Origin of the sequence: Nocardioides sp. REDSEA-S30_B4 (assembly GCF_001627265.1) — a bacterium.
Lineage (GTDB): Bacteria > Actinomycetota > Actinomycetes > Propionibacteriales > Nocardioidaceae > Nocardioides.
On the sequence record NZ_LUPI01000101.1, the window covers coordinates 29,116 to 42,603 of the forward strand.

At 73.0% G+C, this 13,488-nt stretch carries 10 protein-coding genes; 3 read left to right on the forward strand and 7 right to left on the reverse strand.

All coding sequences use genetic code 11. The features are described from left to right. Nucleotides 1-172: 172 nt before the first annotated feature. Both A6R01_RS17350 and A6R01_RS17355 read right to left on the reverse strand, forming a co-directional pair. The gene (locus A6R01_RS17350; protein ID WP_292608614.1) at nucleotides 173-5,041 is read right to left on the reverse strand and encodes an NAD-glutamate dehydrogenase; all 4,869 of its coding nucleotides are present in this window, start codon (nucleotides 5,039-5,041) and stop codon (nucleotides 173-175) included. Between the two features lie 232 nt (nucleotides 5,042-5,273). Beyond that, nucleotides 5,274-6,110, reverse strand: coding sequence for a tryptophan 2,3-dioxygenase family protein (locus tag A6R01_RS17355; protein ID WP_292608617.1), 837 nt, complete (start codon nucleotides 6,108-6,110; stop codon nucleotides 5,274-5,276). Nucleotides 6,111-6,166: 56 nt separating this feature from the next. On the opposite strand from A6R01_RS17355, the gene A6R01_RS17360 reads away from it, so the two are divergent. From A6R01_RS17360 to A6R01_RS17370, 3 genes are all read left to right on the forward strand, one after another. Further along, on the forward strand, nucleotides 6,167-6,649 hold the full coding sequence (locus tag A6R01_RS17360; RefSeq protein WP_292608620.1) for a DUF2505 domain-containing protein: 483 nt from the start codon (nucleotides 6,167-6,169) through the stop codon (nucleotides 6,647-6,649). Beyond that, entirely contained in the window at nucleotides 6,646-7,125 is a 480-nt protein-coding gene (locus A6R01_RS17365) for a DUF2505 domain-containing protein (RefSeq protein WP_292608623.1), read from the forward strand. Before A6R01_RS17360 ends, A6R01_RS17365 begins: the two co-directional genes overlap by 4 nt. Nucleotides 7,126-7,213: 88 nt before the next feature. Beyond that, nucleotides 7,214-7,498, forward strand: coding sequence for a hypothetical protein (locus A6R01_RS17370; RefSeq protein WP_292608626.1), 285 nt, complete (start codon nucleotides 7,214-7,216; stop codon nucleotides 7,496-7,498). Nucleotides 7,499-7,559: 61 nt separating this feature from the next. Here A6R01_RS17370 and A6R01_RS17375 read toward each other — a convergent pair whose 3' ends face one another. The 5 genes from A6R01_RS17375 to A6R01_RS17395 all read right to left on the reverse strand — a co-directional run bounded on the left by A6R01_RS17375 (nucleotide 7,560) and on the right by A6R01_RS17395 (nucleotide 13,475). Then, nucleotides 7,560-7,739: a hypothetical protein gene (locus A6R01_RS17375; protein ID WP_292608629.1), complete on the reverse strand. Its 180-nt coding sequence runs from the start codon at nucleotides 7,737-7,739 to the stop codon at nucleotides 7,560-7,562. A gap of 2 nt (nucleotides 7,740-7,741) precedes the next feature. Further along, nucleotides 7,742-9,370, reverse strand: a complete 1,629-nt coding sequence (gene pruA, locus A6R01_RS17380; protein WP_292608632.1) for an L-glutamate gamma-semialdehyde dehydrogenase — start codon at nucleotides 9,368-9,370, stop codon at nucleotides 7,742-7,744. Between the two features lie 78 nt (nucleotides 9,371-9,448). Further along, nucleotides 9,449-11,620 carry a zinc ribbon domain-containing protein gene (locus tag A6R01_RS17385; RefSeq protein WP_292608635.1) on the reverse strand — a complete coding sequence of 724 codons (2,172 nt, stop codon included), beginning with the start codon at nucleotides 11,618-11,620 and terminating at the stop codon, nucleotides 9,449-9,451. 68 nt (nucleotides 11,621-11,688) lie between these two features. Beyond that, complete coding sequence (locus tag A6R01_RS17390) at nucleotides 11,689-12,015, reverse strand: hypothetical protein (RefSeq protein ID WP_292608638.1); 327 nt, start codon at nucleotides 12,013-12,015, stop codon at nucleotides 11,689-11,691. Next, the gene (locus tag A6R01_RS17395; RefSeq protein WP_292608641.1) at nucleotides 12,012-13,475 is read right to left on the reverse strand and encodes a wax ester/triacylglycerol synthase family O-acyltransferase; all 1,464 of its coding nucleotides are present in this window, start codon (nucleotides 13,473-13,475) and stop codon (nucleotides 12,012-12,014) included. The genes A6R01_RS17390 and A6R01_RS17395 overlap by 4 nt, the downstream gene beginning before the upstream one ends. Nucleotides 13,476-13,488 lie beyond the last annotated feature (13 nt).

The following is a 13,488-nucleotide window of genomic DNA, read 5'->3' on the forward strand; positions in this document are numbered from 1 at the left end:
GCTTCCCGAGATTCCGTTGTCATCGTCAAGCAGCCTAGGTCGGCCCTCCGACAACGGTAAAACCGATAACGGGGAGGTCTCGGACCTCCCCGTCACCGGGTCTCGAGGCTCGGCCGTGACCGGCCTCGCACCTCGACCAGCGGTGCGGCCTCGCGCCTCGACCACCGAGGGGCTACCCCGTCGCCAGCAGCCCCCGCACCACCCGCAGCCCCACCGAGAGCCGTGCGAGGTCGGCGGCGTCGTCGGAGCAGATGTCCCGCAGCGTGCGGGCGGCCCGGTCGACCTGCACGGCGTCGGCGTCCTCCCAGGCCTGGATGCGCGCAGCGGCGGACTCGTCGTCCTCGGTCGCGGCGAGCACCTGCCCCGTGAGCTGCAGGTGGACCTGGTGCAGGTCGTCCCGCAGCGCCGCCCTGGCCATGGTCTGCCAACGGTCCTCGCGCGGGAGCCCCAGGATGCGCTGCACCAGCACCGGCAGGCCGAGCCGCTCGCCGAGCGCGAAGTGGACCCGCGCGACGTCGGCAGGCTCCAGACCGGTGCGCAGTGCGGTGTCCACCACCCCCAGCACCATGTACGCCGGTGGGAGCACCGCCACGCGCTCCGCGAGCTCCTCGGGCACACCCTGCGCGAGCAGCCGCTCGCGACGCTCCTCGAACGCGGCCAGCTCGCGCCCACTCATCAGCTCGGGCAGCCGCGCCATCGTCTCCTGCACCGGCCCGGCGAGCTGGTCCACCTCCGCCTGGCTCTCCATGGGCGGGCGACGGTTCGCGACGAACCACCGGCTCGCCCGCTCCACCAGTGTCCGCATCTCCAGCCGCATCCGGGTCTGGACGGCCGCGTCCAGCTTGTTGTCCCAGGCGCTGAGCTCCTGCCGCAGCGGCAGGGACCCGAAGACCTCGCGGGCCACGAAGTTGGCCCCCACCAGCTCCGGCGCGCTCGCCCCGGTCTCCCCGCCCAGCCGGGCCAGGAACGTGATGCCGGCACCGTTGACCAGGTCGTTGACGACCTGGGTCACGATGATCTCCCGGCGCAGCGGGTGGTCCCCGATCTGGGCCTGGAACCGCTCGCGCATCGCGGAGGGGAAGTAGGCCGTGAGGTCCTGGACGAGGTAGGGGTCGTCGGGCAGGTCGCTGGCGACCAGCTCGTCGGCCAGCACGATCTTCGTCCACGCCATCAGCACCGACAGCTCCGGCGCGGTGAGCCCCTCGCCGCGCTCGGCACGTCGCTTGATGACCTTGGTCGAGGGCAGGCCCTCGACCTCGCGGTCGAGCACCCCGTCCGCCTCGAGCTGCCGGATCTGCGCCTCGTGGACGTGGAGCATCGACGGCGCGTGGTTGAGTGCGTTGGCCAGCGCGAGGTTCTGCTCGTAGTTGTCGCGCAGCACCAGCGCCGCGACCTCGTCGGTCATCTCGGCCAGCAGCGTGTTGCGCTGCTTGTGGGTGAGGTCGCCGTCGGCGACGACCCGGTCGAGCAGGATCTTGATGTTGACCTCGTGGTCGGAGGTGTCGACGCCGGCGGAGTTGTCGATGAAATCGGTGTCGAGGCGTCCGCCGCGACGGGCGTACTCGATGCGCCCGGCCTGGGTCAGCCCCAGGTTGCCGCCCTCGCCGACGCAGGCCGCACGCAGCTGGCCACCGTCGACACGGATCGCGTCGTTGGCCTTGTCGCCGACGTCGGCGTGGGTCTCCTCAGCGCCCTTGACGTAGGTGCCGATGCCGCCGTTCCACAGCAGGTCGACCGGGGCCGTGAGGATGGCCCGCATCAGCTCGTTCGGCGTCATCTGCTCGACGCCCTCGTCGATGCCGAGCGCCCGCCGGACGTGGTCGTTGAGCGGGATCGACTTGCGCTGGCGCGACCACACGCCGCCGCCCTCGGATAGCAGCGAGGTGTCGTAGTCCTGCCACGAGGAGCGGGGCAGCTCGAAGAGCCGCCTGCGCTCGGCGTACGACGTGGCGGCGTCCGGGTCGGGGTCGAGGACGATGTCGCGGTGGTCGAAGGCGGCCACGAGGCGGGTGTGCTCGGAGCAGAGCATGCCGTTGCCGAAGACGTCGCCGGACATGTCGCCGATGCCGACGCAGGTGAAGTCCTCGGCCTGGCAGTCGATGCCCCGCTCGCGGAAGTGCCGCTGGACCGAGACCCAGGCGCCGCGGGCGGTGATGCCCATGGCCTTGTGGTCGTAGCCGACCGAGCCACCGGACGCGAAGGCGTCGCCGAGCCAGAAGCCGTAGGACAGCGCCACCTCGTTGGCGATGTCGGAGAAGGTCGCGGTCCCCTTGTCGGCCGCGACCACCAGGTAGGCGTCGTCGCCGTCGTGGCGGACCACGTCGGCCGGCGGCACCGTGCGGCCCTCGACCAGGTTGTCGGTGATGTCGAGCAGCCCGGAGATGAAGGTGCGGTAGCAGGCGATGCCCTCGGCCATCCACGCCTCGCGGTCGCCGGGGTCGGGGAGGTTCTTGGCGTAGAAGCCGCCCTTCGCACCCACCGGCACGATGACGGTGTTCTTGACCATCTGGGCCTTCACCAGCCCCAGCACCTCGGTGCGGAAGTCGTCGCGTCGGTCGCTCCACCGCAGGCCGCCGCGGGCCACCGACCCGAAGCGCAGGTGCACGCCCTCCACGCGCGGGGAGTAGACGAAGATCTCGAACTTCGGCCGCGGCGAGGGCAGGTCCGGGATCGCGGACGGCTCCAGCTTGAGGCTGAGGTAGTCCTTGGGCCGCCCGTCCTCGCCGTGCTGGAAGTGGTTGGTGCGCAGCGTGGCGCGGATGTGGGTGCGGTAGCCGCGCAGGATGCGGTCGTGGTCGAGGCTGGCCACGTCGTCGAGCGCACTGCCCAGACGGGCCTCCAGCGTCTCGGTCTGCTGCTCGCGGTCGGTGACCTCGGGGTCGAAGCGCAGCTCGAAGAGCCGCACCAGCAGCCGGGTGATGTCGACGTTGGCGGCCAGCGCCTCCTCGATGGTGTCGACGGCGAACGGCGAGGCGCCCTGGCGCATGTACTTGGCGTACGCGCGGAGCAGCATCGCCTGCCGCCAGCCCAGCCCCACGCCCAGCACCAGCCGGTTGAAGCCATCGACCTCGGCGCGTCCGTCCCACACCGCCCGCAGCGCGTCGACGAAGAGCTCGCGTGCGTCGTCGGGGAGCGCCGACCCGTAGCGCAGGCCGAACTCGTAGACGTAGGTCGGCCGGTCCAGGTCGTCGAGCTCGTAGGGTCGCTCGTCGACGACCTCGACGCCCAGGCTCGTGAGCATCGGCAGGACCGCGGACAGCGACAGCGGGCTGCCCACGCGGAAGACCTTCAGCCGTGCCTCGCCGCGCCCGGCGTCGAGGTGCTGGGCCAGGGACAGGTCGAGCCCCTCCTCGCCCTCGATGCCCTCGAGCCGGCCGACGTCGACGGCCGCCGCACGGGGCGAGAAGTCCTCCTTGTAGGCCTCCGGGAACGAGTCGACGTAACGGCGACCCAGGGAGGCGCCGACCTGCTCGCCGTACTCCGAGAGCACCGCGGCCAGGAAGTCGTCGCGCCACGAGCGCGAGGCGTCGGCGAGCCGCCGCTCGAGGTCGGTGGTGTCGAGCGCCCGCAGGGTGCCGGTGACCGTCGGGTCGCCGACCTCGCGCGGCAGGTGCACGACGAAGTGCACGCGCGCGGTGGTCGACTCGTTGATGCGGACGGTGAACTCCACGGACTCGCCGCCGAGCTGGTCGAGCAGGATCTCGCTGAACTTCTCACGGACCGCGGTGTTGTAGCGGTCGCGCGGGAGGTAGACGAGCACGCTGACGTAGCGCCCGTAGGTGTCGGCACGGGTGATCACGCGCACCGCCCGTCGCTCACGGGCGTGCATCGCGGCCACGGCCATCGGCGCGAGCTCGTCGACGGTGGTGTGGAAGAGCTCGTCGCGGGGGTAGCCCTCGAGGGTGTCCATCAGCGCCCGGCCGGCGTAGCTGCGCGGGTCGAAGCCGCTGCGCCGCAGCACCTCGCGCGCCTTCTCACGCAGCAGCGGGATGCGGATCAGCGACTCGGCGTACGCCGACGAGGAGAACAGCCCGAGGAAGCGCCGCTCCCCCGTCACCTCACCCGCGGCGTCGAAGGTCTTCACGCCGACGTAGTCGAGGTACGCCGGTCGGTGCACCGTTGCGCGCGAGTTGGCCTTGGCCAGCACCAGCAGGGTCTTCTCGCGTGCCTTGGCCTTGACCGGCTCGGGCAGCCGTGCGAACGCCTCGGAGGTGTCCTGGTCCGCGCGCAGGATGCCCAGACCGCTGCCGGGGACCGCGCGCAGCGCGTCCTCGCCGTCGTGCTCCTCCAGCGCGTACTCGCGGTAGCCGAGGAAGGTGAAGTGGTCGTCGGTGAGCCACTCCAGCAGCTCGGCGCCCTGGCGGACCTCCTCGGCGTCCAGGCTGCTCGGGGCGTGCGCCCGCAGCTCGTCGACCACGTCGAGCATCCGCTGCCGCGTGCGCGGCCAGTCCTCGACGGCCTCGCGCACGTCACGCAGCACCCGCTGGACGTTCTCCACGATGCTCGCGGCGTCCTCGTCGGCGATCCGGTCGATCTCCACGTGCATCCACGACTCGCGGACCGAGTCGTCGTCGGGCTCGAGCGCCCCGTCGTCGACCGGGGCGACGTGCAGCAGCGCGCCGGTGATGTCGCGGCGTACGTCGAAGTGCGGGTGCACCACGACGTGCACGTCGCGCAGCTCACGGGAGAGCTCCATGGTGAGGCTGTCCACCAGGAACGGCATGTCGTCGGTGACGACCTCGACCACGCTGTGCCCGCCCGCCGACCAGCCGTCCTCTGCCAGCGTCGGCGTCAGCACCCGCACCCGGGCGGTGCCCTGGGGCCGCTCGGCCGCCAGCCGGTAGTGGCTCGCGAGGGCGCCGTAGACGTCCACGTCGGCCCGGCCGGAGACGTCCTCGGGGGCGACGTGACGGTAGTAGGCCGTCAGGAGCGCGCCCACCTCGTCGTGCGGCGGCCCTCCCGTCCCCTTCCCGGCCTTCGCCAACTCGGTCGCCTTCGCGATCAGGTCCTTCAGCTCACTGTCGTGCGTCGTCGTTGACACGTCTCCGACACTAGGACCCACGTCACGCCCGGGCCAACCGGGCGCGCCCGGAGGCCGCACGGCGGGGCGGCGCGGCGCCGCAGCGTCCGGACGGCGGGGCGGCGCGGCGCCACCCCCCGGAGGAGGGTGGATGGGCCTGGCCCCCGGCTCGTGAGGGACGAGCGAGGCGGGTGGTTCCGACGAAGGGGTGGTGCCGCGCCGCCCCTCCGGGAGGGCGCCCGGCACGGAGAGGTCAGAGGTTGCTGCGCAGCTCCCACAACAGCGGGTAGTACTGCAGCGGCAGGCGCGATCGCAGGTACGTCGACCCGGAGCTGCCGCCGGTGCCCGACTTCGCCCCGATCATCCGCTCGACCATCACCACGTGCCGTGCCCGCCAGGAGGCGGCGAGCTCGTCGTGCTGGAGCAGCGCCTCGGCCAGCGCCCACAGCGCCGCATGGGTGTCCCGGTCGTGGGCGACGGTGCGCAGCGAGGTGGAGACCTCCTCGTCGGACCCGACCGCCAGCCCCGCCGAGGCGAGCGCGACCAGGAAGGCGTCCCACAGGGTCGGCTCCTCCAACCGCCGGGCCAGCCGCGCCTGCTCGTCGGCAGTCAGCCCGCGGAACCTCTCGACGTACCCCGCGTCCTTGGCGCCGGAGACGAACTCGAGCTCGCGGAACTGCACCGACTGGAAGCCGCTGGCCGGCGCGAGCCGCTGGCGGAACTGGAGGAAGTCCTGCGGGGTCATCGTCTCCAGCACGTCGACCTGCTGGACCAGCGTGCGCTCGATGACGTGCACCCGCTGCAGCAGGTGCTGCGCCCACCAGAGGCGGCTGCCGCCCTCACCCCCGCCGCTGCCGCCCCCGCCGAGCATCGCCTCGCGGGCGGCCTCGACCTCGTGCAGGAGCTGCTGGAACCACAGCTCGTAGACCTGGTGGATCGTGATGAAGAGCAGCTCGTCGTGCGCGGGCGGGGCGCCGTCTCCGCCGGACTCGCAGCGCTGCGCGTCGAGCAGCTTGGGGAGCTGGAGGTAGGAGCCGTAGGTCAGCTGCGCGCCCTGCTCCCCGAAGGACACGAAGTTCTCGCCACTCATGACCACAACGTCCCACACGGGGACCCGTGCAGCCGCGGCACGGCATGATGTGCGCCGTGAAGTTCCGACACGAGCTGACCTACGACGCCCCACCCGACGAGGTCTTCGCGATGCTGGCCGACCCGGCCTTCCGCGCGAAGGTCTGCGACGCCCAGGGCGTGGTCTCCCACGACATCGACCTGACCCCCACCGACGAGGGCTTCACCCTCGTCAACGACCAGGTGCAGAACACCGCCGGCCTGCCGGCGATCGCCAAGAAGATCGCCGGCGACACCACCCGCGCGGTCATCGAGGAGCACTGGACCTCCCACGCCGGCGGCACCGTCTCGGTGACCGCGCCGGGCAAACCGACCACCGCCACCGGCACCGTCCGGCTCGAGGCCCGCGGTGCCGGCACGGCAGAGGTCGTCGAGCTCGACGTCAAGGTCAAGGTACCGGTCATCGGCGGCAAGCTGGAGGGCCTGATGGCCGACAACATCAAGGCGGGCCTCGAGGTCGAGCAGACCATCGGCACCGCCTGGCTGGGAGGAGAGCGATGAGCAAGCGACTCGTGCACGAGATGGCCTACGACGCCCCCGCCGAGAAGGTGCTCGCGATGCTCGCGGACCCCGCCTTCCGCGAGGAGGTCTGCGACCACCAGCGGGTGTTGCGCCGGGAGGTCACCGTCGAGACCACCGGCGACGGCTTCGACGTCACCATCGACCAGTACCAGGCGGCCCAGGGCATCCCGTCGTTCGCCAAGAAGTTCGTCGGCGACGAGATCAACATCGTCCAGACCGAGTCCTGGCACGGCCCCACCGGCGACGTCACCGTCACGATCCCCGGCAAGCCGGGCGAGATGTCCGGCACCGCCGCCGTCGCCGGCTCCGGCGACACCTGCGTGGAGACCGTCGACCTGACGATCAAGGTCAACATCCCGCTGGTCGGCGGCAAGATCGAGGGCCTGATCGCCGACCTGCTGCTCAAGGCGCTCAAGGCCGAGCACAGGGTCGGTCGGGAGTACCTCGCCCGCTGACCGGGCCCGCCTGCATGGGGACCTGCTCACCCGATACCTCACCCGATGGGTGCAGTGACCTGGTGGTGGGTGGCTCGTTGAGCAGGACGTGCCACTCCACCACTGGACCCGTCTGCTGATCGGCCTGATGGCCGTGCCGGCCTTCGCGCTGGCCAGCGACGCCGTCTACGACCGGGCCGAGGGCCTGCGGTGGTGCCTGGACCACGCCGTGGCCGCCGAGTCCCCCGGGCTCACCGACTCGCTGTGCACCACCGTCGGCATCGACGGCGGGGCGCTCCCCCAGCGCCTGGGCGACGTGGTCGGCGGCGCCGTCGACGCCGGCTGGGCCCCCGTCGAGGGCGAGCTCCGCCGGGCCTGGGCCGCCCTCGGCTGAGCCACCACCACCCGCCGAACCGGCGTATTGATACGCCGGCTCGGCGTGGGATGGGGTGGGGTCAGTCGGGGTCGGAGGGGTCGTGGGAGGTGGGGTGCGTGGCGGCGTCCTGGCGGCGGCGTACGGCGACGACCACGCCGAGCACCACGAACGGCCCGAAGGCCAGCAGCAGCGTCAGACCCTTCTCCACCGGGTGCAGAGCACCGAGGTGGAGGAGGACCGTCAGCAGGGTCGGGGTCACGCTCAGCCCATGTAGGGGTAGCGGTAGTCGGTCGGCGGGACGAAGGTCTCCTTGACCGAGCGCGGGCTGGTCCAGCGCAGCAGGTTGACCGCCGCGCCTGCCTTGTCGTTGGTGCCCGACGCCCGACCGCCGCCGAAGGGCTGCTGCCCCACGACCGCGCCGGTCGGCTTGTCGTTGATGTAGAAGTTGCCGGCGGCGAAGCGCAGCTCCTTGCGCGCCCAGGCGATCGCGGCGCGGTCCTGGCTGATGATCGCGCCGGTCAGCGCGTACGGCGCGAACGACTCCATCTGCCGCACGACCGACTCGAAGTCGGCATCGTCGTAGACGTGGACGGCGAGGATCGGGCCGAAGTACTCGGTCGCGAACATCTCGTCGGTGGGGTCGTCGATCTCCACGATGGTGGGCCGCACGAAGTAGCCGACCGAGTCGTCGACCTGGCCGCCGGCGATGACCTCGAGGCCGTCGGTGGCCTGGGCCCGCTCGATGGCGGCCTTGTGCTTGGCGAACGCGCGGTCGTCGATGACGGCGCCCATGAAGTGGGAGAGATCGGTCGGGTCGCCCATCGAGATGGACTCGGTCTGCGCGACGAGGTCGTCCTTGATGACGTTCCACACCGAGCGCGGGACGTAGGCGCGCGAGGCGGCCGAGCACTTCTGTCCCTGGAACTCGAACGCACCACGGATCATCGCGGTGGTGAGGACGGCCGGGTCGGCCGAGGGGTGGGCGACGATGAAGTCCTTGCCGCCGGTCTCGCCGACGATGCGCGGGTAGGAGCGGTAGCCGGTGATGTTCTCCCCGACCGAGCGCCACAGGTGCTGGAAGGTCGGCGTGGAGCCGGTGAAGTGGATGCCGGCGAGGTCGCGGTGCGGCAGCGCCACCTCGGAGACCGCGAGACCGTCGCCGGGGACCATGTTGATGACGCCCGGCGGCATGCCGGCCTCGATCAGCAGCTCCATCGTCAGGGACGCGGCCAGCTGCTGGGTCGGGCTGGGCTTCCAGACCACGGTGTTGCCCATCAGCGCCGGTGCGGTCGGCAGGTTGCCGGCGATCGCGGTGAAGTTGAACGGCGTGATCGCGTAGACGAAGCCCTCGAGCGGGCGGTGGTCGGTGCGGTTCCAGATGCCGGGGCTGTTGGCGATCGGCTGGTCGGTGAGGATCTGCTTGGCGTAGTGCACGTTGAAGCGCCAGAAGTCGATGAGCTCGCAGGCGGAGTCGATCTCGGCCTGGAACGCCGTCTTGGACTGGCCGAGCACGGTCGCGGCGTTGAGCTTCTGGCGCCACGGGCCGGCCAGCAGGTCGGCGGCCTTCAGGATGATCGCGCAGCGCTCGTCGAAGGGCATCGCCCGCCAGGCGGGGGCCGCCTCGAGCGCGGCGTCCACAGCAGCCTGGGCGTCGCCGGTGGTCGCGTTGCGAGTGACGCCGAGGACGTGCTGGTGATCGTGGGGCTGCACGACGCGGATCTCCTCGCCGCCGCCGGCACGCCACTCCCCTCCGACGTACGCCGGGAGGTCGCGCGACCCGGACTCGAGCGCGGCGATCTCGGTGAGCAGCGACTCGCGCTCCGGGGTGCCGGGCGCATAGGTCAGGTTGGGCTCGTTCGTGGGAGCCGGAGGGAAGCTGATGGCGTCCATGGTCGCGACGATAGCGAGCGGGCCCCCGCCGGGCGAAAGCCGCAGGTCACCGCTCGGGGCCGTGCTCCCGCCGGCGGCTCATCGCAGGGCGTGCACCCACCGTCCGACCTGTCGCCCGGCGGCCAGCGCCGACTCCCAGGCCACGCCCAGGGCCAGCAGCACCGCGCCGGCGCAGCCCAGCAGCAGCCAGGTCGGGACGTAGGCGAGGTAGGGGCTGCCCTGCATCAGCGCGACCACGCCGAGCGTCCCTGCCCCTGCCAGGAGCGGCGCCCGCAGACCACGGCCCGCCCCGACCACGAGGCAGGCGATGCCGGCCACCAGCACCGCCGCGAGCCGGACGAGGTCGTCGCTGCCCACGGCGAGCACCAGCGTCGGCGTCAGTGCGATCGAGAGCGCCGGACCCATGGTGAGCACCGATCCCGGCGCCGCCCGGCTCGCCCGGTGCTGCAGGACGCCGAGGACCGCGAAGGCGGCAGCCGCCGGCAGCGTGTAGGCCTCCAGGGCCGCGCCGTCCCAGCGGCTGACCAGGAGGACGTGCCCCCACGAGACCAGCAGGGCGGCGAGGTGCCCGACGGCGAGGCGACCGGGGGCCGAGGCGTACCACGCGACACCGGCCGCGACCGCCCAGGTGCCGGCCGCCTGGACGACCGGGTCCGGGCCCTGGACCAGGAGCTGGAGCAGGGGCACCACGGCGTAGCCGGCGGTCACGGCGGCGACCACGTGGTCGGCGGCGCGACCGTGGACCAGCGCGTGTCGAGCGGCGGCCAGGGCGAGCAGGACCCAGGCGATGCCGGCGGGCACCGTGGCCTCCCAGGGGCCGTGGGCCACGGCGAGCAGGAGTGCCGCGGTCCCGCCGTGCGCCAGCCCGCCCCGGGCGTGGCTTCGGCGCGGGCCGCGGACCAGCAGCACCAGGCAGGCCAGCGCCCACAGGCCAGGCAGCGCCACCTCGACCGGGACCGGGACCGGGACGGTGTCGACCGCACCCGCGCCACCACGGACCAGGTCGGCCACGCTCCGCGTGCTGGTCTCGACGGTGAGGACCGTGAGCGCCGCGGCCAGCGGAGCGACGAGGGCCGCGGCTCGGGCGACCAGCCCGGGCAGCACCCACGCGGACGCGACCAGGAGGAGCGAGGCGACGACCGAGGCGACCGCCCAGCCCCACCCGGGCACGTCGAGCAGCACCGTGCCCACCCCCAGCACCGCGGCGAGGACGGCCGGGAGCCGGGTGCCGGTGGACCACAGGCGCGCCGTCGCGTTGCTGCGACCGAGCCGCTCGGCGACGTACGCCGGGGCGCTCACCACCAGCGCCGCCAGCAGGACCAGCACGGCTCCGGCCGGGTAGCGCTCCAGCAGGCCGAGGTCCAGGTCGTAGGCGGTGATCACCAGCACCGCGGCCCCGAGCACGACCGACGCGGCGGCGACCAGCACGGCAACGCCGACCGGCTGCCGCCGGCGACGCGTGTCCAGCGCCACGTGGACCACGAACGCGACGCCGCCCAGCAGCGCCGCCACGACGAGCAGCCCGACGCCGAGCACCAGCCCGCCGGGCTCGACGGAGACCAGCAGCGAGAGGGCGGCCACCGCGACGGCGAGCACGGCGGCGGGGAGGTACGCCGACGTGCGGCCGGTCGCGGACCAGGACCGGGCCGTCAGCGCGTCGTAGCCGCACCAGAGGCCGGCGAGCACGAGGGCGGCGACGGCGGCGTACCGGCTGCCGGTGAGGTCGCCGAGGCCCGCGACGTCGAGTGAGTAGGCCCCCTGGGCCATGAGCACCGAGACCCCGATCGCGATGACGGCCGAGGTGTGGGCCGCGGCCCGCAGCCCGCGGGTCGAGGCCGCTCGCGAGGCGAGTGCCGCCGTGACCGTGGCACCGGTGAGGAGCACGGCCTGGCCGACGACCCCGATGAGCGTCCAGGCGACCAGCACGAAGACCGACACCGCGGAGAGCAGCAGGAGCGCGCCGAACCCGAGCAGCAGGCCCTGGCCCGTGAGGCCCGGGGCACGCCGTCGGGGCTGCGACGTCCCGTTCGCCGGCGTGGACGGCACACCCGCCGGCGCGGCCGGCAGCGGTGAGCGCATCGACTCCAGCAGCACCGCCGCCTCGCGGCGCAGGGCCTCGATCTGCTGGTCGACCTCCCACAGCCGCACGGCGTCGGGGCCGACGAGGCGGATGCCGCATGAGGGGCACGCGGTGGCACCGGGCGTGAAGGGCGCGGCGCAGGCGGGGCACGCGACGTCAGGGGCGCTCATGACAGCATCGTGGCGCGACCGCCGCCGGGCCGGGTAGAGCACGAGTACTCATCTCACGCCCCAGGACCTCACTCGAGCAGGTGCGGGATCTCCTGGGTGGCGAACCACGCCAGCTCGTCGTCGGGGTCGGCGCCGTCCTCGGTGTCGACGTGCACCGAGGCGACGTCGCGCATCGGGGCGACGGCGCCCTCGTGGGGCACCTCCGCGACGACGACCACGCGGCGTCCCCCGCCGCTCATCTCGGCGGAGACCTCGGCGGCCTCGACGAGGGCGGCGTACTCGGCGTCCTCGGACTCGTCGACGGCCACCACCGCACCGGCGGTGGGCACCTCGCCCTCGGCGTGGAAGCGTGCGAGCAGGTCGAAGGTGGCGGGCACGTAGGCGCGCACGGTCATGTGGTGGTCCTCCCGCCGGTCGTCCTGCCGGACTTCGGGGTTGCCTTCTGGCCGCTCCTCGCGCCCGTCCTCGAGGCGGTGGACTTCTTCGCCGCCCGGGGCTTGGTCCGCGACGAGCCACCCTTGCGCCCGCGCGGCACCCGGGGACGCGAGCCGGAGACGGTGTCGAGCAGCTCGGCCAGCGCCTCGGTGATGCACTGGCCCAGGACGTCGACGTCCGGCACGGCGTCACGGTCGGCGGTGACGGCGTACGCCACCCCACCGTCGTACGACGTCACGCCGATCGCCAGCAGGTGGTGGGGCGGCAGCGGGGGGACCGGGAAGGTCGCCTCCATCCGTGCGCCCGCGGCGTAGAGCGGTGACTGGGGCCCCGGCACGTTGGTGACGCTGAGCTGCATCCCCCGGCCCACCTCGGCCGCGGCGACCCGGGAGCCGATGGCGTGGAAGGTCGCGGGGGCGAACCCGGCGATGCCGGCGAGCCGGTTGGCCGCGACGCCGCGACCGGTCTCCTTGTGCACCTTGAAGGAGTAGGAGACCTGGTGGAGCCGCACGACCGGGCTCGGCTCGCCGATGGGCAGGTCCACGAAGTGCGGCGCGATCTGGCTGCCCAGCGAGGTGGCCTCGAGCTCGGAGTCGATGACCGAGACCGGCACGACGGCGCGGACCCGCCGCAGGCCGCCGAGCGACTCGTGCCGGGTCATCAGCCAGCCGCGCAGTCCGCCGGCGACGGTGGCCAGGATGACGTCGTTGACGGTGCCGCCGTGCAGGTCGCGGATGGCGCGGTGGTCGGCCAGCTCGGTGTGGACCGACACGACCCGGCGCTGCTGGCCGTGGGTGCCGACGAGCGGACCCTCGTGGGAGGACCGGCGACCGGTCACTCCCCCGACGACGCGACCGGCGGTCTCGGCGGCGGCGTCGGCGGCGCGCAGCAGCGTCGCGGCGCGGGTGCGGACGGAGTCGGAGGCGACCTGGCGTGAGCGCAGGGTGTCGCGCAGCGCACCGACGGCGAGGCCGCCGGGCGACGGAGCCCGGCGCGGGGCCCACTGGTCGCCGCCCAGGCTCTTGACCTCGGGGCTCTTGTCGAGCAGCACCTGCCCCAGGTCGACGGTGGTCACGCCGTCCACGAGCGCCTGGTGGGACTTCGACAGCATCGCGACGCGGCCGTCGGCGAGACCCTCGACGAAGTAGACCTCCCACAGCGGCTTGGAGCGGTCCAGCGGGCGGGAGACGATGCGGGCGACCAGCTCGCGCAGCTGCTCGAGGCTGCCGGGGCGCGGCAGTGCGGAGCGGCGTACGTGGTAGCCGAGGTCGAAGTGCGGGTCGTCGATCCAGACCGGGTTGGCCAGCCGGCCGGGGACCTGCTGGATCTTCTGTCGGTAGCGCGTGGCGTTGTGCATGGGCGTCGACGGCGTCTCCTCGGCCAGGAAGGCGAGGTCCCTGGGCCGGAGCCGCTCGCTCATCGGGTCCCTTTCG

Bases quoted from the DNA above. Each gene is read 5' to 3' on its own strand.
- A6R01_RS17355 (WP_292608617.1), bottom strand. From the start codon at position 6,110: ATGAGTGGCGAGAACTTCGTGTCCTTCGGGGAGCAGGGCGCGCAGCTG.
- A6R01_RS17365 (WP_292608623.1), top strand. From the start codon at position 6,646: ATGAGCAAGCGACTCGTGCACGAGATGGCCTACGACGCCCCCGCCGAG.
- pruA (WP_292608632.1), bottom strand. From the start codon at position 9,370: ATGGACGCCATCAGCTTCCCTCCGGCTCCCACGAACGAGCCCAACCTG.
- A6R01_RS17385 (WP_292608635.1), bottom strand. From the start codon at position 11,620: ATGAGCGCCCCTGACGTCGCGTGCCCCGCCTGCGCCGCGCCCTTCACG.
- A6R01_RS17390 (WP_292608638.1), bottom strand. From the start codon at position 12,015: ATGACCGTGCGCGCCTACGTGCCCGCCACCTTCGACCTGCTCGCACGC.
- A6R01_RS17395 (WP_292608641.1), bottom strand. From the start codon at position 13,475: ATGAGCGAGCGGCTCCGGCCCAGGGACCTCGCCTTCCTGGCCGAGGAG.